This window comes from Pseudomonas sp. N-1-13, assembly GCF_057787095.1.
In genome coordinates this window covers 5,177,162-5,198,717 of sequence record NZ_JBYNRI010000001.1, presented here as the reverse complement: position 1 = coordinate 5,198,717, position 21,556 = coordinate 5,177,162, and the positions used below count along the sequence as shown (strand labels likewise).

The following is a 21,556-nucleotide window of genomic DNA, read 5'->3' as shown; positions in this document are numbered from 1 at the left end:
TCGCGGCTAATATCACTAAGGAGCGCGTATTCGAACGCGCTCTGGCTCTTTAAGAGATCTGACGAATGACCCTGAAGACCATCGAAGGTACCTTCATCGCCCCTCAAGGCCGCTACGCTCTGGTAGTGGGCCGTTTCAACAGCTTCGTGGTTGAGAGCCTGGTTGGCGGTGCGGTCGATGCCCTGGTTCGCCATGGCGTGAGCGAAAGCGACATCACCATCATCCGTGCGCCTGGCGCCTTCGAAATCCCCCTGGTTGCGCAAAAAGTCGCTCAAAAGGGCGAATATGCGGCGATCATCGCCCTGGGCGCGGTCATTCGTGGCGGTACTCCGCACTTCGAATACGTGGCCGGCGAATGCACCAAGGGCCTGGCCCAGGTGTCCATGGAATTCGGCGTGCCGGTCGCCTTCGGCGTGCTGACCGTTGATTCCATCGAGCAAGCCATTGAACGTTCCGGCACCAAGGCCGGTAACAAAGGCGCCGAAGCTGCCCTGTCCGCCCTGGAAATGGTCAGCCTGCTGGCGCAGTTGGAGGCCAAGTGATTAGCGACGAAAGCGATCGTTTCAACCCGCGCGATCCCAAGCCAGCCGATGCCGGCAAGCCTTCGAAGAGCGTCAAGCGTCGCGAAGCCCGTCAGCTCGCGACCCAGGCGCTGTATCAATGGCACATGGCCAAGCAATCGCTGAACGAGATTGAAGCGCAGTTTCGGGTCGACAACGATTTCAGTGACGTTGACGGCGCGTACTTCCGCGAGATCCTGCATGGCGTCCCGGCCCACAAGACCGAAATCGACATTGCCCTGGCCCCTTGCCTGGACCTGACCATCGAAGAGCTGGACCCGGTTGAACTGGCCGTGTTGCGCTTGTCCACCTGGGAGCTGATGCAGCGCGTCGACGTTCCTTACCGCGTAGTGATCAACGAAGGGATCGAGCTGGCGAAAGTCTTCGGGTCCACCGATGGGCACAAGTTCGTCAACGGTGTACTCGACAAGCTGGCCCCGCGTCTGCGTGAAGCTGAAGTGAAGGCGTTCAAGCGCTGACCGGCGTTTGCAGCGACTATGGGCGAATTTGAGCTGATCCGTCATTACTTCGCCGCTGCGTCTTGCGCGCAGGGCGGCGAGGGCGTTGCGCTCGGGATCGGCGACGACTGCGCCTTGCTGGCCGTTCCACCCGGGGAGCAGTTGGCGGTGTCCACCGATACCCTTGTGGCCGGTGTGCATTTTCCAGACCCTTGCGACCCGTTCCTGCTCGGCCAGCGCTCGCTGGCCGTGGCGGTCAGTGACCTGGCCGCCATGGGCGCTACTCCTTTTGCATTTACCCTGGCCCTGACCTTGCCGACGGTGACCGCCGATTGGTTGCAAGCCTATGCCCGTGGTTTGAACCAGATGGCCCAGGCGTGTGATGTCGCGCTGGTGGGCGGTGACACTACGCGTGGGCCGTTGAGCATGACCCTGACGGTGTTCGGTCGCGTGCCGTGCGGCCAGGCCCTGACTCGCGGCGGCGCGCAGCCTGGTGATTGGCTATGTGTCGGTGGCGAGTTGGGCAATGGCGCTGGCGCATTGCCGCTCGTGCTGGGGCAGCGCACCGCCGAACCTGATATCGCCGAGCCGCTGCTGGCGCATTATTGGTCGCCACGCCCGCAAATCGACCTCGGCCTGGCGCTGCGGGGCAAGGCTGGCGCGGCGATGGATATCTCTGATGGCCTGCTGGCCGATTGCGGGCATATCGCCCTGGCGTCAGGTGTGGCGTTACACGTTGAACGTGACCGCCTGCCATTGTCCAAGGCTTTGGTAGCGTTCCTGGGCCGAGCGAATGCCGCGCACGCCGCGTTGAGCGGTGGTGACGATTACGTGTTGCTATTCACCTTGCCATCTGTCCGACTGATGGCGTTGCAGGCCGAGGGCTGGCCGATCCATGTGATCGGTCGCGTGGTGGCCGGGCAAGGTGTTGCGCTGCTCGACAGCGATGGACACGACATCACCCCGCAAATCCGGGGCTATCAACATTTTCGGGAGACACCGTGACAGATCATCCCAACCAGGTCCCGGCGGAATTCGTTCCGCCCTCGGTCTGGCGTAATCCCTGGCATTTCCTGGCGTTCGGCTTCGGTTCGGGCACTTTACCTAAAGCTCCGGGCACCTGGGGCTCGCTGGTTGCGCTACCCTTTATACCGTTGTGGCAGATGTTGCCGGACTGGGGCTACTGGCTGATGCTCGGCATCACCATGCTGTTCGGCTTCTGGCTGTGCGGCAAGGTGGCGGATGACCTGCGGGTGCACGATCATGAGGGCATCGTCTGGGACGAAATGGTCGGCATGTGGATTACCCTGTGGCTGGTGCCTGAAGGATGGTATTGGCTGTTGGCGGGTTTTCTGATGTTCCGCTTCTTCGATATCCTCAAGCCATGGCCGATCCGCTGGATCGACCGCAAGGTGCATGGAGGCGTAGGCATCATGCTTGACGATGTATTGGCCGGTGTCTTCGCCTGGCTGGCGATGCAAGGATTGGTGTGGTGTTTCTCCTGAGGGATTCAGGCATGGGCGCAAGCCGCGCACTCTTACTGCTGTTGTGTCTGGTGGGCTGCTTCGGCGCGCGGGCGGCCGAGCCGACGGCGCTGCCCGACAAGGTGCGCGCGGCCAGCGAGGAATGGGCGGATTACTCCCAGGCTGATGGCAAGGGCATGGCGTGGGACATCTTGCGTGAAGTGTTCGAGCCCGCAGGCGTGAGGCTGGAAACCCGCAGCGTGCCGTACACCCGTTCAATCGGGCTGGTGCAGCGCGGTGAGGTCGATGTGCAGGTGGGCGCTTATCTCGATGAGTCGGAGGGGGTGCTTTATCCTCAATGGCACTACGATGTAGATCACATCTACGCCTTGGGGCTGGCCTCCAAACCGTCTCCTACATTGGCAACGGTCGGCAACTATCGGCTGGTGTGGATGCGTGGCTACGAATACGACAGCTACCTGCCTAACATCCGCAAATTCAACGAAATTCACCGTGCTGTGGGTATCCTGCCGATGCTGGTCCATGATCGCGCCGATTTTTATATCGATGCGTTGATGGAAATCGAGAACTTGCTTGCCAAGGCCGAGAATCCCCAGCAATTCAAACTTTCGCCGCTGATCAATCTGCCGCTCTATCTAGGGTTTGCCAACACCGAAAACGGTCGGGTGCTACGGGGCCTGTTTGACCGGCGCATGGCTGAGCTGGTGAAGAACGGTCGACTGAAGCCGATTTTTGCACGCTGGAAACAACCCTATCCCTTCGACGAGCACGGCAGGCCACCAAAGCCGTAATCAATCTTTTCGATGTTTATGGCCGATAATTCAGCCTGAGCGTCGGTCGGGACGTGCTGTTACAATGCCCGCCTCTGCGAATCTCCAGTAATAGATCAGGAGCACACCGGTGCCTGTCGTTTTTGTTGCCGCTTCCAAGCTGCCAACGCCTTTTGCGCAATTCACCATGCATGGTTTTCTCGATGAAGCCACTGGCCGCGAGCACGTCGTGCTGAGCCTGGGTGATTTCGCCGACGGTGCCCCGGTACTGGGCCGCCTGCACTCTGAATGCCTGACGGGCGATGCCTTGTTCAGCCAGCGCTGTGATTGCGGCTCGCAACTTGAGGCCGCGCTGCGGGCCATTGCCCGCGAAGGGCGTGGCGTGCTGCTTTACTTGCGCCAGGAAGGCCGCGGCATTGGCCTGCTGAACAAGATTCGCGCCTATGAGCTGCAAGATGGCGGCGCCGACACGGTCGAAGCCAACGAGCGCCTGGGGTTTGCGGCCGACCTGCGTGACTACAGCATCTGCCTGCCGATGCTCGAGCATCTGGGCGTCAAGTCGCTGCGCTTGATGACCAACAACCCGCGCAAGGTCAAGGCGATGTCCGATATGGGCATCGTGGTGGCCGAGCGCGTGCCACTGCACACCGGGCACAACCCCCACAACAAACTTTACCTGGCGACCAAGGCCAGCAAGCTCGACCACATGATGGGCAACGAGCACCAGGGCGAGGTTGATCGGGCGTGACGCGCGGTCAGGTTCGGCGGCGACTGTCCGTCAGTTGGTGGCAATACCTGGCGCTGGCCTTGCTGCCGCTGTTCGTGATCAACGCGGTATTCGGCCAGGGCGAAGCGATTCTGCCGGTGCTGGCGATGCCGCTGTTTATCGCTGGCGTGGCCTCCATGTTCGTCAGCCTGCGCTTCTTTGGCGCTTACAAACACGCCTTGATCGCCACCCAAAAAGCCCTCGACACCCCCGAAGAGCCTCAAGCCTGGATCGCCTTGGCGGCCCGGCGGCGTGTGGCCTTTCTCGCTGCTGGCCTGCCGGCCTGGATCGGCGCCCTGGCGGTGTTCGTGGGCCTGGAAGCGGTGCCGTTGATGCTGCTGGCATTGTCCACGACGGTCTTGTTCTACCTGTATCGCATCCCGCGTCAGCTCGGTTGATGATCCGCTGGCTGGCGGTCCTGCTGTTGGCCGTCAGCGCCTCGACGGTGGCGGCCCAGCGTGTGGTCAGCCTGGCTCCATCCCTGTCTGAAATCGTGGTTGAACTGGACTCCGCCGACCTGCTGGTGGGCGTGCTGGATGGCGGCGATCGGCCCTTGGTGTTGAAAGACCTGCCTTCTGTGGGGCGTTATGGCCAATTGGACATGGAGCGCTTGCTCAGTCTCAGGCCCGATCTACTCCTGCTCTGGCCCGGCAGCGTCGGCAACGCCCAACGCCAGCAGCTCAAGGGATTGAAGATTCCTGTCTACGTCGCCGAACCCCACAGTCTCGACCAGCTCATCACCCAAATCGAAGCCATCGCCACGCAACTCGGCCGCCCGGAACGGGGCGTGGAGCGAGCGGCGCAGTTGCGCGGGCGTCTTGAGGCGTTGCGTCAGCGCTACCGGCGCGACACGCCGTTGCCGGTGTTCTATCAGGTCTGGGACCGGCCGCTGTACACCGTTGGCGGCGAGCAGATCATCAGTGATGCGCTGGCGGTTTGCGGGGCACGCAATGTGTTTGCCGACCTGACCTTGCCGGCGCCGCAGGTGAGTGTGGAGTCAGTGTTGCAGCGCAATCCGCAGATCATCCTGGCCACGGACCAAGCCCAGCTCGACGCGTGGAAAGCCTGGCCGCAGCTGGCGGCAGTGGCGCAGGGGCGGCTGCTGTTGGTCAGTGACAAGGGGCTGGAGCGGCCCAGTGGGCAGATGATCGAGGCGACGGCGCGGTTGTGCGGGCTAATTGCGCCGGACAGATAAACCGCGGTGCTCCCAATCGCGAGCAGGCTCGCTCCCACAGGGATTTGTGGCACCGCTGATTTTTTATTCACATCGGATCAAATTGCGGGAGCGAGCCTGCTCGCGATGAGGTCAGTCCCGGCACCACAATCTCTGGATCAAAGCGCCGGCGTCCAGGTCACCCCAAACAACCAGGCCCGGCCTTCCTCACGATACCCATACTGCCCACCTTCATGGCTATACAGCGCCCGGCTGTAACCCTTGTCCAGCAGGTTATCGACCTTCATCTCCAGCTTCACCTCGCGGTTCAACGTCCAACTGCCGCGCAACCCGAGCAGGGCGTATCCGCCCAGGGTGTTGCGGTTGTTCTCATCGTCGTAGCTGCTGCTCACCGCTTGCCAGCTGGCGCCCAGGCTCAAGCGGTCAAATTGGCGATCCAGATCCAGGCTCAAGGTCCGGCGGGCGCGGCGGGCCAGGGTGTGGCCGCTGTCGCGGTCCCGTGGGTCGATGATGGCCAGGCCCAAATTGCCCTGCCAGCCGAATAACTCTTGGCTCAGGGCTGCTTCGAAACCGTTGATTCGTGCCGAGGCGACGTTTTGTGGGCGTGAGTTGCTGCCGAAAATAATCGCGTCTTCCAGGTCCGTGCGGTACAGCGAAGTCTCCAGGCGGGCGCTGTCGCTCAGTTGGCTGCGCCATTGCAGTTCGTAGCTTTTGGCGGTTTCGGGCGCAAGGTCCGGGTTACTGAAGTCCGGGTAGTACAGGTCGTTGAAGGTCGGTGCACGGAAGCTTTCGCTGTAGGTCAGCAGTACATCGTTGTCCGGATTCACCGGTAGGGTGAACGTGCCGCTCCAACTATTCTGGGCGCCGAATTGCTGGTTCTGATCGCGGCGCACGCCCAGTTCGGTGGAGAACGTTTCGCCCCGGAAACGATGCTGGATAAACGCCGCACGGTTCCAGCGGCTGTCTTCGTCATACGGCGTGCTGCTGTTGATCCGATCCTCATACCAATCACCACCGACAATCAGGCTGTTGCGATCGTCCAGCGTTACATCGTTCTGCCAGGTCAGCGAGTCGCGGTAGGTGTTGAACACTTCCCGGACATCGCTGAGCTTGTCGAAGGTTTTTTCGCGGTTTTCGCTGTGGCCCAGTTCCAGGCGCGATTTCCACGCGTCGGTGATGCGCCCATCGACATAAGTGCTGAAACTGCTCACCGCAAATTCACTGTAGGGCTGCTGGGGCAACGACTCGAAGGTGTTCGGGTCGAAGCGGCCGAACGGGTTGTCGTATTCGCTTTTGCCGCGGTTATCCAGCAGGTTCAGGCCCACTTCCAGGTCAGCGTTGAGCTCATGACTCAAGCTCAGGCTCAAGGACTGGTTGCGGTTGGCATCAAGGTCACGGTCGCTGGCGTAGGACTCATGGGTGCGATTGGTCCCATCGCTTTCATCCAGGCTGGCGCCGAGGCTGAAGCGTGTTCGATCATCACCGTCGGACAGGCCCAGGCTGCGCTCCCAGGTCTGGTGGCTGCCGAAACCCAGGTGCAAGCGCGGTTGCAGGCCTTGTTCGTTACCGCGACGGGTGAAGATCTGGATCACCCCGCCCACCGCGTCGGCGCCGTAGATCACTGAGCGCGAACCGCGCAGCACTTCCACCCGTTCGATCTGGTTGATGTTCAGGCGTTGCAAGTTGCTGTCGCCGGAGGTGGAATTGCCGATGCGCTGGCCGTCCACCAGCACCAGGCTCTGGGCCGATTTGGTGCCGCGAATGTAAATCCCCGGCAGGCTGCCACGCCCGCCCAGCGGCGCCACCTGAACCCCCGGCACACGGCTGAGCAGGTCGGTCACGCTGGCCGGTTGCAGGCGTTCGATGTCGTCACGGGTGAATACCGTGTTGGCGGCGCTACTGTCGTTGCGGGCCTCGACCTGGCGGTTGGCGCTGATGACCACGTCGGGGAGCTTGAGGGCCTGGTCGCGTTCGAAGGTGTCGGCCAGCAGTTCGGTGGTTGGTAGCAGTGAGAAGGTCAGGGCGAGGCGCAGTTTCATGGGTGTTCCGAGAAATATGGCTCCACGCATACCCCTGTGGGAGCGAGCCTGCTCGCGATGGCGTAAGACCAGTCGACATCTATATTGACTGACGCACCGCTATCGCGAGCAGGCTCGCTCCCACAAGGGATTTGTGTGGTCTGAAGATTTACCGGCCCAGCACCTGCAACCGCTGGCGCACGGCCGCTTCGATCCCGGCCTCGTCCAGCCCGCATTCAGCCAGCATCTGCGCCGGTTTGGCGTGTTCGACGTAGATGTCCGGCAGGCCCAGGTGCAGCACCGACTTGAGGATGTTTTCCCGGGCCAGGAACTCGCTGACCGCCGCTCCGGCGCCGCCCATGATGGCGTTTTCCTCGACAGTCACCAGCAGTTCGTGACTGCCGGCCATCTCGCGCACCAGGGTTTCGTCCAGGGGTTTGACGAAGCGCATGTCCACCACGGTGGCGTCCAGGGTTTCGGCGACCTTCAAGGCCTCGGCCAGTTGCACGCCAAACACCAGCAGGGCGGTCTGCTTTCCCTGGCGGCGAATCACGCCCTTGCCGATTTCGATCGGCTCAAGATCAGCTTCAATGGTCGCATTCGGGCCGCTGCCGCGAGGGTAGCGCACCGCCGCCGGGCCATTGAACAGGTGACCGGTGGTGAGCATTTTGCGCAACTCGTTTTCATCGCTCGGCGTCATCAGCAGCATGCCGGGGATGCAGCGCAGGAACGAAAGATCGAAGCTGCCGGCGTGGGTCGGGCCGTCTTCGCCTACCAAACCTGCACGGTCGATGGCGAACAGCACATCGAGGTTCTGCACCGCGACGTCATGAACAAGCTGGTCGTAGCCGCGTTGCAGGAAGGTCGAATAAATCGCCACCACCGGTTTTGCGCCTTCACACGCCATGCCAGCGGCGAGGGTGACAGCGTGCTGCTCGGCAATCGCCACGTCGAAGTAGCGCTGCGGGTAGCGTTCGCTGAAGGCCACCAGGTCCGAGCCTTCCTTCATCGCCGGGGTAATGCCCACCAGGCGCGGGTCGGCGGCGGCCATGTCGCACAGCCATTGGCCGAACACGGCGGAATACTTTGGTCCGCTGGCCTTCTTCGGGGCGCTGGCCGGGGCGTCCACCGGCTCAAGCTTGGTGATGGCGTGGTAACCGATCGGGTCGACTTCCGCCGGGGCGAAGCCTTTGCCTTTCTTGGTGACCACATGCAGGAACTGCGGGCCTTTGAGATCGCGCATGTTGCGCAGGGTGGCGATCAGAGTGGGCAGGTCATGGCCGTCGATGGGGCCGATGTAGTTCCAGCCCAGCTCCTCGAACAGTGTACCGGGCACCAGCATGCCCTTGGCGTATTCCTCGGTGCGGCGGGCGATTTCCCAGGCGCCTGGCAGGCGCGAGAGCACCTTTTTACTGCCTTCACGCATGCTGGCGTAGGTGCGGCTGGAAAGAATCTTCGCCAGGTAGTTGGACAACCCGCCGACGTTGCGCGAGATCGACATGTCGTTGTCGTTGAGGATCACCAGCATGTTGGCGTTGACTTCCGGCGCGTGGTTCAGCGCCTCGAAAGCCATGCCTGCCGTCAGAGCGCCATCGCCGATCACGGCAATCGCCTTGCGCTCGCTGTTTTGCAGACGGGCGGCAATCGCCATGCCCAGGGCGGCGCTGATGGAGGTGCTGGAGTGGCCGACACCAAAGGTGTCGTACTCGCTCTCGGAGCGCCGCGGGAACGCTGCCACGCCGTCCTTCTGGCGCAGCGTGCCCATGCGCTCGCGACGGCCGGTGAGGATTTTGTGCGGATAGGCCTGATGACCGACGTCCCACACCAGCCGGTCGTCCGGGGTGTCGAATACGTAATGCAGCGCGATCGTCAGCTCGATGACGCCAAGGCCGGCGCCAAAGTGGCCACCGGTCTGGCCGACCGTGTAGAGCAGCTCCAGGCGCAACTCATCGGCCAGGGTTTCCAGCTCGGCTTCACCCAGGCGACGCAAGCCGTCCGGCGTGTTGGCGCGGTCCAGCAGCGGCGTGGTCGGGCGTTTGCGGGGAATCTCTTGAAACGTCGTGGGCATCAGGCGAATCGTTATAGGTATAGAAAGAGGCGGCAGTTTACCTTATGCATCGCAAGCTGCCCACGCGTAGGCCGGAACTTGGCCGATACGCAGTCTGACCCCGTATCAGCTACGGCGTTCGACGATATATCGGGCCAGCTCGCGCAACGGCTCGGCCGCCGCGTCAAAGGGTCGCAGCGCGCTCAAGGCCTGGTCGCGCAACTCCAGGGCATAGGCCTTGGCAGCGTCGAGGCCGAGCAGGGCCGGGTAGGTCGGTTTGTCGCGAGCGATATCGGCGCCCTGGCGTTTGCCCAGGGTCTGGGTATCGCTTTCGACGTCAAGGATGTCGTCCTGCACCTGGAACGCCAGGCCAATGGCCCGGGCGTAGGTCTGCAAGGCTTGCAATTGGTCAGGCGTGGCCCGACCGCTGGCCAGGGCACCAAGTTTGACGCTGGCCTCGATCAAGGCGCCGGTCTTGTGCCGATGCATGTATTCCAGCGCGCTCTGATCCAGCTTGAGGCCCACCGAACCGAGATCGATGGCCTGGCCGCCGACCATTCCGGCCGGGCCTGCCGCCAGCGCCAGGGCGCTGACCATGTCCAAGCGAATCTGCGCCGGGCAATCGTTCAGCGTCGGCTCCAGCAGGGCGCTGAACGCCAGGCTCTGCAAGCCGTCACCGGCCAGGATCGCGCAGGCTTCGTCGAATTTCTTGTGGGTGGTGGGTTGGCCGCGACGCAAATCGTCGTCGTCCATAGCCGGTAAATCATCATGGACCAGCGAATACGCGTGGATCAGCTCCACGGCGCAGGCCGCTCCGTTGGCCTGTTCAGGGGCGCCGCCCAAGGCTTCGCACGCCGCGTAGGCCAGCAGCGGACGCACGCGCTTGCCGCCGTTCATCACGCTGTAGCGCATGGCCTCGTACAACCGCGCCAGCTCAGGGCTTGGGGCGGTGAACAGGGTGTCCAGTGCCGCGTTGACCCGGGCCTGACTGCCGGCCTGATAAGCGCCGATCATTCAGGCTGGTCCGCGTCGAAAGGCTCTTCGGTCAGCTCACCATCGCGTTCGAGCAACAGTTGTACCTTTTGCTCGGCCTGGGCCAGCGCCGCCTGGCAGTCGCGAGTCAAGCCGATACCCTGCTCGAAGGCGGTCAGCGAGTCTTCCAGCGACAACTCGCCGTTCTCCAGCCGCTCGACCAGCGTTTGCAGGTCGGCCAGAGATTGTTCGAAGTCCAGTGCAGCTTTTTTGCGGGCCATGGCGGCGATTCCGGTTGACTGTTAAACGGGCGCGACACTAGCAGACATGGGGTATTGGGGCAATCAGAGCAGGACCTGCGCGGTCTGTGAAACACTGCTTTTTGGTAAGGGGCAAGCTCCTGCTGGACTTGTAGGAACTGTCGAGTGCAACGAGGCTGCGATCTTCCCCCTGCCAATTGAATCTTGAGCGAAAGTTAAAAGATCGCAGGCTTCGCCAGCGCCAATAGAGGCAACGGGATTACCTCCGAAGCTACGTCAGTTTCCGTATTCGGCTCATTTCGTGAGCCGAATAGCCGCGCTAATCGGCTCACGCCCCCCTCAGTACGTGATTTCCCACACAGATTCGCGCGTTCCCTGATTGTGAATAATCCGCCGAATCGCTAACCTTCGCCGCATCTACGGGCCCCTTGTGGCGGGGCCTTCAGACGTAACCCGAATAATGACAGGCAGCGCCGAGGAAGGGCGCCGGGTTGGGTCATGCATGGCAGGAGGCAGACATGCGTTTTCTTTCATTGTTGATCGTGCTGGCGGGCGCGCCACTGGCGTGGGCCGAGCCTGCCGCCGAGCTGTCGGAACCGGTGGGCGGCTGGCGCTACAGCGGCTTGCTCGATCGCACTGAAAACCCACGCGTGGCCTATCCCACGCCGCCCATCGACCGCGGCGTGCAGCGCAATCGCACGATGATCGAGGGTCGGCTCAAGGCCATGGGCACGGCCCGGGCGCCCCACAGCCTGGCCGTCAACGGCAATCCACTGAATCTCTATACCGACGATGAAGGGCGTTTCGCCCGCCCGTATGCCTTTGGTGCTGGCTCCAACAGCGTCGAGGTACGCAGTTCCGCAGGCCAGTCCCTCAAGCGCGTGCAGTTCTATGAAGCCAACAATCAGCGAACCCCGGCGCAGATCCGCGTGGTGCTGGGCTGGGACGATCCCAAGGCCGAGCTGGACCTGCACATCGTCACCCCCGACGGCCAGCATGCGTTCTTCGGCCGGCCGGCGCTGAGCAACGGCGGCGGCCTCGACCCCGATGGCGTCGATGGCCCTGGCCCTGAGATGTTCACCATGACCGCGCCGATGCACGGTACCTACCTGGTCTACGTGAACTACTGGGGCAACTACAGCAACGGTGGCTACAACTTCGAAGAAACCAGCAACCAGAACGAGGTGATCACCTCGCAGATCAACCTGGTGCTCAACGAAAACACCGTCGATGAAAAACGCGAAGCCTTTGTCGTGCCCCTGCGCGCCATCGGCGATCTGTTGCTGGTCAAGACTTTCAACTACTAAGTATCCGCTCCACGGATGAACAGGCCCTTGTGAATATGAGCGACAACACTGCTTCCCCGACCGCGCCGGCCCCCGCCACCAAACCTGTGCGCCGCTGGCCGGCGCTGCTGATCGGGCTGTGCCTGGTGGCCGGTGTCGCCGCCGGACTGGGTTGGTTCATGACCAAGCCCAAGGCACCGCCCATGGAACTGGCGTTGGAAAAACTCGGCCTGAGCCGCCCCGACGGCCTGCTCGAGGCCCACTCCCTGAGCCAGTTGCCCAAGGACTTGCTGGCGGTGCCGTTCCTCAAGGCCACGCTCACCGAGGATTTCGTCTTCTATTACGAAACCCATGCCGACCGCCTCGGGCTGATCGGCAGCCTGCGGCGGATCATCTACGAGCATGATCTCAAACTGCAGGACAGCCTGATCGAGCAGCTTTTCGACCAGCCGGCCGATGTAGCGCTATGGCGCGGCGCCGACGGGCGGCTCAAGGATTTTCTGCTGGTGATGGATCGCGGTGGCCTGGCCAAGGTGCTGGAGCCACTGGCAAAAGTGGCGCTGGATGATTCACAGCTCAGCCAGCTTGGTGAGATGAACGTGGCCGGCGACGTGGTGCCGGTCTATCAACTCACCTATAACGCCAGCAAAGCCCTGGTGTTCGCTTCTCATGGCGACAAGCTGGTGGTGTTGTCCAATCCGACCAGACTCTACGACCTGGGAAGTGGCCCCACCGACGAACCCGGCATGGTCTCGACCCAGGCCCTCGAAGCGCTGCTGGCCGGTGAAAAACTCTTCCCCGAAGCCTTTGGTCTGCTGCCCAAGGCGCCTGAGGTCAAGCAACGCATCTCGGTCAATGCCAGCGTGCTCGCCATGGGCTATCAGCGTTTCATCCCGAACTTCGCCGGGTTGCGTTTCGACATGGACGACAAGGGCTGGCACAGCTTCCTGGCCATGGATGAGCTGGAAGACCAGCCGGACTTCGACTTCAAGCCAATTTGGCAAGCCATGCCCATGGGCGCCAGCGCCTGTGTCGCTTTGCCCCTAGCCGCCGAACAACAGAAGCCATTGCTGGTGAAACTCGGTGCCGACGACAACGCGGCCCAGGTCATGATCGAGCACATGGCCGGCGCGGCGGGGCTGTGCTGGTACGCCGATTCGCGGCTTTACACACCACTGCTGGTGGCGAACCTGAACGATGACGGCGGCAAGCTCGATGCCGACCTGGGCAACCTGTTCGGTTCGATGGTGGGCGCCTACGAAAACAACGTGGCCGAACATGCGTTTCCCGTTGTTGAGACACAGGAAGGCCCGATGCACCGCTGGCAACGCCAGGTCAGCTCCAACTTCGGCCCTTACCCGGCCAAGGACGCCGCGCAGCCCGAGTCGATCACCGGCAAGGCGTTCATGCAAGTCAGTCTGGCGCGGCACGGTTCGACCCTGTTGTTTTCCCTCGACGACAAACTGGTAGACAAGGCCCTCGGCACCCTCGACAAACGTTTCCCGCCCATGGCCGACGTGGTGCCCAAGGACCTGCTGATGCCGGTCTACTTCGGCCCGGATGCCATGGCGCAACTGATGCAACGCGAAACCCTCGACAGCCTGCCCCAGGACATGGAACCGGTGTTCTACAACGCCGCGCAAACCTACCTGATTCCGAAGCTGCGCACCCTTGGCGGCTACGGCAAATACGCCCTGACGTTGCCTGAAGGCCGCGAACCGGACGGCCACTGGCAGTGGTTGCCACTGGAATGGAAAGCGCTGTGACCGGGTTGATCCGCCGCCCCGGATGGGTGTTGATGCTGGCGCTGCTGCTGGGCGGGCAGGCGTTTGCCGCTCAGACACCCGCGCTGGATGTGCAGCAATCGAAGGTCTTTCGTGCCTGGTTCGTGCGTATTGCCCAGGAACAACTGACCAAAGGCCCGAGCCCGCGCTGGTACCAACAGGACTGCGCCGGGCTGGTGCGCTTTGCGGCCAATGAAGCGCTGAAGGTCCACGACCAGAAGTGGTTGCGCAGCAATGGCCTGTCCAATCGCTACCTGCCGCCAGAGCTTGAACTGAGCGATGCCCAGCGACGTCTGGCGCAGCAGTGGCAACAGGGCGGCGGCAAGGTCGGACCCTACGTCAACGCCATCAAGCTGATCCAGTTCAACAGCCATCTGGTGAGCCGGGACGTCACCCAGGCCCGTCCGGGCGATCTGATGTTCTTCGATCAGGGCGATGACCAGCACCTGATGATCTGGATGGGCCGCAACATCGCCTATCACACCGGCACCACCACCCCAACCGACAACGGCATGCGCTCGGCAAGCCTGCAACAACTCATGAACTGGAAGGACACCCGATGGATACCCGACGCAGCCAACCCCAACTTCATCGGCGTCTATCGACTCAACTTTCTCTCCCAATGACCGGTGCCCACATGCTGCGCTTGTGTTCAAAATTGCCCCTGCTGCTGGCCCTGTTGCTGGCGCCGATCGTTCATGCCGAAGACACTGTGCAGCCCAGCGGCTACACACCGTTGGCCGGTGAAAGCTTCTTCCTGCTGGCCGACAGCAGTTTTGCCAGTGACGAGCAAGCCATGGTCCGCCTCGAAGCGCCGGGGCGCGACTATCGGAAATTCCGCATGGAGCCGTACGGCGGTGCCGATATCCGCGTTTATCGCATCGAAAAACCGCTGGATTTCCTCAAGCGCCAGAAGAACTTGCACCGGGTAGTCAGCGACGGCCAGTTCAAGGGCGAAGGGCTGTCGAACACCCTGGCGTACCTGTGGGACAACTGGTACCGCAAATCCCGTCGGGTGATGCAGCGGGCGTTTTCCTACGAGTCGCGCCAGCAAGTCACCGAGCAAGTGCCGGAACTGAAAATGGGCGGCGCCATCGCCGCGCCGACGCCGTACGACGCGCAACCACAGTTCGCCCTGATTCCGGGTTTGCCGGTGGTCAGCCAGTTCCGTTATCCGCTGTGGCAGGCCAAGCCGATCCAGCCGCCAGCGGGGGTCAACCTGGCGGGTTCGTCGAGTGAATTCATCAGCGTCGCGCCAGGCAACGTCTACGTGCCTCTGGGCCAGTTGAAACCCGGTCTCTATTTGGTCGAAGCGCTGATCGGGAAATACCGGGCCACCACCATGGTGTTTGTTTCCAACACCGTAGCGGTGAGCAAGATCGCCGGGGACGAGCTGCTGGTCTGGGCCGCGCGTAAACACGAAGGTCGTTCGGTGCCCAAGGTCAACGTGCTGTGGACCGACGGCCTGGGCGTGATGAGCAGCGGCGCCACCGATGAAGACGGCTTGCTGCGCCTCAAGCATGTCAGCCCGGAGCGTTCGTTCGTCATCGGCGAGGACGAGGAGGGCGGGGTATTCGTCTCGGAAAACTTCTACTACGACAGCGAAATCTACGACACCAAGCTGTTCGCCTTCACCGACCGGCCGCTGTATCGGCCGGGGGACTGGGTGTCGTTGAAAATCGTCGGCCGTGAATTCAAGAATGCCCGGGACTCGGTGCAGCCGACGGCCGCCGACGTCAATGTCAGCGTGCTGGATGCCACCGGCACCGAGTTGCAGACCCTGGCCCTGAAGCTGGACTCCAAGGCCGGCACCCAAGGCCGTTTCCAGTTGCCGGAAAACGCCATGGCCGGTGGTTATGAGTTGCGCTTTGGCTACAAGGACCAGCTCTACAGCAGTGCCTTTCGCGTGGCCGAATACATCAAGCCGCACTTCGAAATCGCGCTGAACCTCGCCAAGCAGGATTACCGCACCGGCGAGCCGGTCAAGGGCGCTCTCGTGCTGCTGTACCCGGACGGCAAACCGGTGGCCAACGCCAAGGTGAGCCTGAGCCTGCGGGCCCAGCAACTGTCGATGGTGGATAACGAGCTGCAGTACCTGGGGCAATTCCCGGTGGAGCTGACCAGCAGCGAAGTGACCACCGATGCCAAGGGCAGCGCCACCCTCGATCTGCCGGCCGCCGACAAGCCGAGTCGCTATACGCTCACTGTGTTTGCCAGCGATGGCGCGGCGTATCGGGTCAAGACCACCAAGGAAATTCTCATCGACCGTGGCGCGGCGAACTTTCGCCTGAGCGCGCCCCAGCGTTTCAGCGCCGCCGGCGAGAACGTCTCGTTCAGCTACACCAACGAGGGTGGCAACGCGCAAAGCAACGCCGTGACGCCGGGCAGCTACGCCTGGGTGCGGCTGGAAGACCAGACCACCGGCGAAGGCAAACTGGCGGCCAAGGACAAGGGCTTCAGCCTGACCTTCGAGCGTCCGGGCACCTACAACCTAACCCTCAAGGATGACCACGGTCGGGTCATTGGCGCCACTGGCCATTCGGTGACCGGCGAAGGTATCAAGGCCGTGCCGGGCACGGTCGAGATCGTTCTCGACAAAGCCCAGTACCAGGCCGGTGACGAAGCCCTGGCGCTGATCACCTTCCCGGAGCCGGTCAGTGATGCGCTGCTGTCACTGGAGCGGGACAAGGTCGAGGCCACGGCGCTGCTGTCCAAGGGCGGCGACTGGCTGAAAATGGAAAAGCTCAGCGACACTCAATACCGCGCGCGCATCCCGGTGAAAGACGCTTTTGCGCCGAACCTGACCTTCTCGGTGCTGTACACCAAGGGTGGCCAATATAGCTTCCAGAACGCCGGTATCAAGGTGGTCGCGCCGCAGATCGACGTCGCCATCGTTACCGACAAAGCCACTTATCGGCCTGGCGACACGGTGACCGTGGACTTGAGCACCCAGTTCGTCGGCAAGGCGATCCCGGCGCACCTGACCGTCAGTGTCGTGGATGAAATGATCTACGCCCTGCAACCGGAAGTGGCGCCCACCATCGATCAGTTTTTCTACCATCCGCGCCGCAACAACGTGCGCACCAGCGCCAGCCTGTCGTTCATCAGCTACGACGTCGCCCTGCCGGGCAGCCCCGGCGCGCCGGGCAAGGCCAACCGCAGCGAGCGCGGGGTCAAAGTGCTGGAGCGGCCTCGTCGTGAAGATGTCGACACTGCCGCGTGGCAACCGGAGCTGGTCACCGACGCCAACGGCAAGGCCCGTTTCACCTTCAAGATGCCGGACTCCCTGACTCGCTGGCGCATCACGGCCCGGGCCATCGCCGATGACGGCCAGGTGGGGCAGAAAAAGCAGTTCATCGGTTCAGAGAAACCGCTGTACCTGAAGTGGAGCGGCCCGACCCGGTTCCGCAGTGGTGACAAACCGCAAATGGGCCTGTTCGCTTTCAGCCAGTCCGAACAGCCGTTGAAGGCCGAACTGCTGATCCGTTACGCCGGTACTGAACAGCGCGTGGTGGCGGACCTGAAGCACGGCATCAACTATGTGGCGCTACCGTCTCTGGAGTTGAGCAACGGCGACTTGAACGTGCAGTTGCAGGTCAATGGCGAAACCCAGGACACCCTGGCCGTGCAACTCAATGCCATGGGCAACGGTTGGCAAGTCACCCAGAGCCAGCGCCTTGACGTGGCGAGCGGTGACACACCGCTGAGCCTGCCGCTTGATGCCAGCGATATCCGCCTGCGCCTGGACGACAGCCCGCAAGCGCTGTTCCGTTCGGCCCTGGATGACTTGTTGAACTACCCCTACGGCGGCGTCGAGCAAACCGCCAGTCGTCTGCTGCCGCTGAGCATCGCCTACCCGACGCTGGCGGCGAACCCGCAGATTCGCGATCGCTTGCGGCTGATCATGCAAAACAGTCGCCTGCGTCTGGTGCAAATGGCCGGGCCTGCGGCGAGCTTCACCTGGTGGGGCCAGGCTGGCGAACCGGATGCGTTCCTCACGGCCTATGCTTATTACGCCGACTGGCACGCCAGCCAGGCCCTGGACCTGAGCCTGCCGCCGGAGCACTGGCAGCGGGTGCTGGAGGTCTACGCCAAACAGGCCGGCGATACGCCGTTGCTGCAGCGTGCGCTGATCCTGTCGTTCGCCAAACAGATGCAACTGCCGGTGAACACCTTGCTCAGCGGCTTGATGGACGACCTGGCGAAAGCCGGCGAGGGCAGCGATTCGAGCGTGATGGACAGTGGCGAAGACAGCCTGGTCATGAGCGCGCCGGATTCGGCCCTGGGCTTGGCCAGCGCCCGCATGCTGACGGCGTCCCTCGCCAGGCAGGTGAAGGTGCCGCTGCCGGAGGCCTTCAGCCGGCAACTCGACGCCGCACAACAGCAACTGGACGTCAGCTCCCAGCCGTTCGTCGAGGCCTTGAGCCTGTCACTGCAAAGCTTCGATCAGGCGCGTGCCAAGGCATTGCTCGAACGTCTGCTGCCGCAGCAATCGACCCTTGAACGGGCCCTGGCCTTGACCTGGCTGCAACGCAGCATCGAGCAGGCCGCGCCCGCCGTGGCCCTGACCCCGGGCGAAGGCTGGAAGGCCCGGCAAGGCGCCACCGGTGAAACCTACTGGCAATGGCAGGGCGCGCAGCTACCGACCCTGCTGACCTTAAGCGGTGCCGAGGAGCGCCCGTTGCAGGCGGCACTGAGCTACCAGAGCCAGCAAGCGCCCGTGACGCCGATGGCGGTGACCATTACCCGGCGCTTGTCCCGTCTGGTGCCGGGCGACGAGGCCTTCACCTTCAAGCTCGAAGCCGTGGGCAGCAAGCCGCTGTCCAGTGACAGCCTTTATCTGGATGAAGTGATCATCAACAGCAAGGCCTCTACGCCGCTGCGCTACGGCATGCTCGAAGTGCCGCTGCCGCCGGGTGCCGATGTGGAGCGCACCACCTGGGGCATCCAGTTGCTGGGCAAGGCCGGCAGTGAGCCGACTTCCCTGGAGAAGGCGCGCTTCGAGCCGGGTCAGATGGGTTACGCGGTGCCGCTGGACGCCCTCAGTGGCGAGCTGCGCTTGCGGCATCTGGTGCGCTTCTCCCAGAAGGGCCAGTTCAGCTTGCCGCCGGTGCGTTTCACCCAGGTCTATGCGCCGCAGCATCAGGCTCGGGAACAGAAACCGGCGCTCGGTCAGGTCACGGTCAACTGACGTGCGCTGGCAGCGGCTTGGGTGGTTGTTGTGCTTGATCCCTGCGCTGGCCACAGCGCAGGAGGAATCGTTGCGCCTGGCTTTCGACGGTCAGTTGCTGCGGGTGAGCCAGACCCAGGTGCTGGACCGACAGCCCTTGCCCGAGGCCTTGCAGGCGCCGCTGGGCAGTGTGTGGAAGCTATTTGTCTACGCATGGCTGGTGGACACCGGCGCTCGCGAACCGGCATATGAATGTCGCGGTGAGTCCAAAGAGGAAGTCTATTGCTGTAGCGCCGGGCAGAGCATCGGTCGCGATCAGGCGTTGGTGAAATCCTGCGGCCTGTATTTCGAACCGCAGCGGCTTGGGCTTTCGGCTTCGAACTGGCGCGATTACTGGCAGGCCCGCCAAGCGCCGTCGTGGCTGCTGGACCTGCCGAGCCTGCAACCGCAAAAACAGGTACGCGTGGCTGAACTGCTCAAGGCACTGGCGATGCTGCCGGCTCAGGATCAGGCCCGTCGGGTACTGCTGGACGTGGTGCTCAACGCGGCGGATGGGCGTCTCGTCGGCCAGTTGGGCAGTCGTCTGCGGGTCAAGACCTGGAGTTGGCTGGGTGAACAGGATCCTTCATCGCGTCAGGGCGGTTTCGCTGGTTGGCTGGCCGACGGCACGCCGGTGTGGGCTGGTGGGCGTGGCACCAGCGAGCAGATATTGAAGGCATACGGTGATGGATTGGCGGCGGCGCTGCCGTCCCGTTGGCCGGCGGAAACGGGGCGATGTGTGGAAGTTGACCTGTTCGCCCGGTATCCCTTGCTGCGGGTGATGGCGAGTGACGGGCCGGCCACCCCAGGCCCGTTGCGCGGCGATTACCGTGTCGAATTCGCCAATGGCAACCAACTAGATATCCACAGCGACGGCGAGCTGTTTCTGCTGCCCGGCAAACTGGTGGCGCGACTGGATCGGGAAGAGTACGTCGCCCGGGTCCTGCAGCGCGAAGCCAAGGCTGAACCCGTCGAAGCGGCCAAGGCCCTGGCCGTGGCGATCCGCAGCTACCTGCTGCAAAACGCCCAGCGTCACGGCGATTGCCTGAGCATCGATGACAGCAGTCATCGCCAGCGCGTCGCCCCACGTCCGGCGACGCCGCAAACCCGCGCCATCGCCGCCTGGACCAGCGACCTGGTGCTGGCGGGCACCGACGTGACCTACCACTCGGACCAATCCGCCCCGGACAAACTGTCCTGGGCGCAAGCCGTGGAGCAGGCCAGCGCCGGCCAGCGCTACGACGCCATCCTGCTGCATGCCTACCCGCGCGCCAGCCTCAGCCGCTGGGACAATCCGGTGGCGTCCTGTGAAGCGTTGCCCGCCGCCCAGGACTGGCTGTTGAAACAGCGACGCGGCTGGCGCCCCCGTCTGGCAGGTGAAGTGGGTTACAACGAAATCAGCGCGTTTGCCGTCTGCCGTGTCGCCTTCGGCCGGCCCTATGTCGACCGCGAACGCCGGCGCATCTACGTGCGCGGTGTGCTGTCGTTGCAAGACCGCCTCGACCTGACCCACGAATACTTGCACCTGGCCTTTGAAGCTCACCCCAACGGCCAGGACGAAACCTACATCGAAGGGCTCGCCCGTCACCTCTTGCTGGAATAGACCATGACACTCCGTTATCCACAGGCCTTGCTGTTGCTCTGCGCTTTGGCCGTGTTGCCGCCAGCCATTGCGGGCGAGGGCATCAAACTCGACACCCCGGTCGGCGGCTGGCGCAGTGGCGCGCCGGGCGGTGAAGGCGAAAGCTTCAGCCAGACCGTCAACTACCCGGCTTCTTCGGTCAACACACCTCAGGGCCAGGCCAGCACCGCCCGCATCAGCGGCCAGATCAAAGGCACGCCCAAGGACAGCAACGAGCCGGGCAAACTCATCATCAATGGCGTGACCCTGCCGCTGAAACTCGACCCGCAAGGGCGCTTCGACCGACCGTTCTCGTTCCCCAATGGCAGCAACAGCATCGAAGTGCGCAGCCCCGACGGCCAGCAACGCCACCGTACGCAATTTCTCAACACCAGCGGCGGCGCCACCCCGGCCAAGCTGCGGGTCTTGTTGACCTGGGACAGCGACGGCACCGACCTGGACCTGCACCTCGTCACCCCGGACGGCGCCCACATCTGGTACGGCGACCGCGTCGTCCCCAACGGCGCCGCGCTCGACGTCGATGTCACCACCGGCTACGGCCCGGAAATCATCGCCATGCCCGCGCCGATCAAAGGTCAGTACCTGGTGTACGTGAACTACTACGGCGGCGGTTATCGCAGTGACGAGGACGGCGAGCAACAAGCGGCACAAGCCCTGACCACGGCGCAGATCACCGTCATCACCGAAGAGGGCACGCCAAGCGAGAAGATGGAAACCTTCGTGGTACCGATGCGCACGGCGGGGGAGTTGATGTTGGTCAAGAGCTTCAGTTACCCCTAAGGCGCCATCAGCAAGATGTCAGCCTGGGGGCAGTGGGAGCGGGCTTGCTCGCGAAGACGACAGTACATTCAACATCAATGCAAACTGACCCGCCGCCTTCGCGAGCAAGCTCGCTCCCACATTGGATCTGTGGTGGACTGCGGATTTGTGACCACCCTAAAAATTGGGGGGGTGAGCTTTGCTCCCACAGGGGTGTCCGTCGTTTGTGACAATTAAAAATCTCACGCGTGAGCTATTGAGGGCACTGGGTATTCCCTGTAGTGTTTCTCACGCGTGAGTTTTTTCGCAGTGAGGTCAGCACCATGAACAGCCGCTCTCCAACAGATCCTGCGGGGTCTGTTACCGA

At 62.9% G+C, this 21,556-nt stretch carries 18 protein-coding genes; 14 read left to right on the top strand and 4 right to left on the bottom strand.

The features are described 5' to 3' along the window. Positions 1-65: 65 nt before the first annotated feature. From ribH to AC3I65_RS23235, 8 genes are all read left to right on the top strand, one after another. A complete protein-coding gene (gene ribH / locus AC3I65_RS23270; protein WP_047229743.1) occupies positions 66-542 on the top strand; it encodes a 6,7-dimethyl-8-ribityllumazine synthase in 477 nt (158 codons plus the stop codon). Beyond that, positions 539-1,039: a transcription antitermination factor NusB gene (gene nusB / locus AC3I65_RS23265; protein WP_047229742.1), complete on the top strand. Its 501-nt coding sequence runs from the start codon at positions 539-541 to the stop codon at positions 1,037-1,039. Before ribH ends, nusB begins: the two co-directional genes overlap by 4 nt. Positions 1,040-1,057: 18 nt before the next feature. Further along, the gene (gene thiL, locus AC3I65_RS23260) at positions 1,058-2,023 is read left to right on the top strand and encodes a thiamine-phosphate kinase (RefSeq protein ID WP_047229741.1); all 966 of its coding nucleotides are present in this window, start codon (positions 1,058-1,060) and stop codon (positions 2,021-2,023) included. Continuing rightward, the gene (locus AC3I65_RS23255) at positions 2,020-2,523 is read left to right on the top strand and encodes a phosphatidylglycerophosphatase A family protein (RefSeq protein WP_047229740.1); all 504 of its coding nucleotides are present in this window, start codon (positions 2,020-2,022) and stop codon (positions 2,521-2,523) included. The genes thiL and AC3I65_RS23255 overlap by 4 nt, the downstream gene beginning before the upstream one ends. 11 nt (positions 2,524-2,534) lie before the next feature. After that, positions 2,535-3,293 (top strand): substrate-binding periplasmic protein, encoded by a 759-nt coding sequence (locus AC3I65_RS23250; protein WP_188251925.1) that lies wholly within the window; start codon positions 2,535-2,537, stop codon positions 3,291-3,293. A gap of 109 nt (positions 3,294-3,402) precedes the next feature. After that, positions 3,403-4,020 carry a GTP cyclohydrolase II gene (gene ribA, locus AC3I65_RS23245; protein ID WP_047229738.1) on the top strand — a complete coding sequence of 206 codons (618 nt, stop codon included), beginning with the start codon at positions 3,403-3,405 and terminating at the stop codon, positions 4,018-4,020. Beyond that, positions 4,017-4,436: a hypothetical protein gene (locus AC3I65_RS23240; protein WP_047229737.1), complete on the top strand. Its 420-nt coding sequence runs from the start codon at positions 4,017-4,019 to the stop codon at positions 4,434-4,436. Before ribA ends, AC3I65_RS23240 begins: the two co-directional genes overlap by 4 nt. Beyond that, positions 4,436-5,233: a cobalamin-binding protein gene (locus tag AC3I65_RS23235; protein WP_047229736.1), complete on the top strand. Its 798-nt coding sequence runs from the start codon at positions 4,436-4,438 to the stop codon at positions 5,231-5,233. The genes AC3I65_RS23240 and AC3I65_RS23235 overlap by 1 nt, the downstream gene beginning before the upstream one ends. Before the next feature lie 137 nt (positions 5,234-5,370). On the opposite strand, the gene AC3I65_RS23230 is transcribed toward AC3I65_RS23235, so the two are convergent. From AC3I65_RS23230 to AC3I65_RS23215, 4 genes are all read right to left on the bottom strand, one after another. Next, complete coding sequence (locus tag AC3I65_RS23230) at positions 5,371-7,251, bottom strand: TonB-dependent receptor domain-containing protein (RefSeq protein ID WP_488524212.1); 1,881 nt, start codon at positions 7,249-7,251, stop codon at positions 5,371-5,373. Positions 7,252-7,399: 148 nt separating this feature from the next. Continuing rightward, positions 7,400-9,298: a 1-deoxy-D-xylulose-5-phosphate synthase gene (dxs, locus tag AC3I65_RS23225; RefSeq protein ID WP_417692954.1), complete on the bottom strand. Its 1,899-nt coding sequence runs from the start codon at positions 9,296-9,298 to the stop codon at positions 7,400-7,402. Positions 9,299-9,403: 105 nt separating this feature from the next. Then, complete coding sequence (gene ispA, locus AC3I65_RS23220; protein ID WP_047229734.1) at positions 9,404-10,291, bottom strand: (2E,6E)-farnesyl diphosphate synthase; 888 nt, start codon at positions 10,289-10,291, stop codon at positions 9,404-9,406. Then, positions 10,288-10,530: an exodeoxyribonuclease VII small subunit gene (locus tag AC3I65_RS23215; protein WP_047229733.1), complete on the bottom strand. Its 243-nt coding sequence runs from the start codon at positions 10,528-10,530 to the stop codon at positions 10,288-10,290. Before AC3I65_RS23215 ends, ispA begins: the two co-directional genes overlap by 4 nt. Before the next feature lie 497 nt (positions 10,531-11,027). Here AC3I65_RS23215 and AC3I65_RS23210 point away from each other — a divergent pair, with 497 nt between their 5' ends. Genes AC3I65_RS23210 through AC3I65_RS23185 form a run of 6 tightly spaced genes read left to right on the top strand, consistent with a single transcriptional unit; the run spans position 11,028 to position 21,210 of the window. Next, the gene (locus AC3I65_RS23210; RefSeq protein WP_488524211.1) at positions 11,028-11,816 is read left to right on the top strand and encodes a YfaP family protein; all 789 of its coding nucleotides are present in this window, start codon (positions 11,028-11,030) and stop codon (positions 11,814-11,816) included. 35 nt (positions 11,817-11,851) lie between these two features. Then, entirely contained in the window at positions 11,852-13,561 is a 1,710-nt protein-coding gene (locus AC3I65_RS23205; protein ID WP_488524210.1) for a DUF2138 domain-containing protein, read from the top strand. After that, on the top strand, positions 13,546-14,205 hold the full coding sequence (locus tag AC3I65_RS23200; protein ID WP_047229730.1) for a DUF1175 domain-containing protein: 660 nt from the start codon (positions 13,546-13,548) through the stop codon (positions 14,203-14,205). The genes AC3I65_RS23205 and AC3I65_RS23200 overlap by 16 nt, the downstream gene beginning before the upstream one ends. After that, on the top strand, positions 14,202-18,770 hold the full coding sequence (locus AC3I65_RS23195) for an alpha-2-macroglobulin family protein (RefSeq protein ID WP_488524332.1): 4,569 nt from the start codon (positions 14,202-14,204) through the stop codon (positions 18,768-18,770). Before AC3I65_RS23200 ends, AC3I65_RS23195 begins: the two co-directional genes overlap by 4 nt. Continuing rightward, positions 18,709-20,391: a DUF2300 domain-containing protein gene (locus AC3I65_RS23190; protein ID WP_488524209.1), complete on the top strand. Its 1,683-nt coding sequence runs from the start codon at positions 18,709-18,711 to the stop codon at positions 20,389-20,391. The genes AC3I65_RS23195 and AC3I65_RS23190 overlap by 62 nt, the downstream gene beginning before the upstream one ends. A 3-nt stretch (positions 20,392-20,394) precedes the next feature. Beyond that, complete coding sequence (locus AC3I65_RS23185; protein ID WP_281459794.1) at positions 20,395-21,210, top strand: YfaP family protein; 816 nt, start codon at positions 20,395-20,397, stop codon at positions 21,208-21,210. The last annotated feature ends 346 nt before the right edge of the window (positions 21,211-21,556 follow it).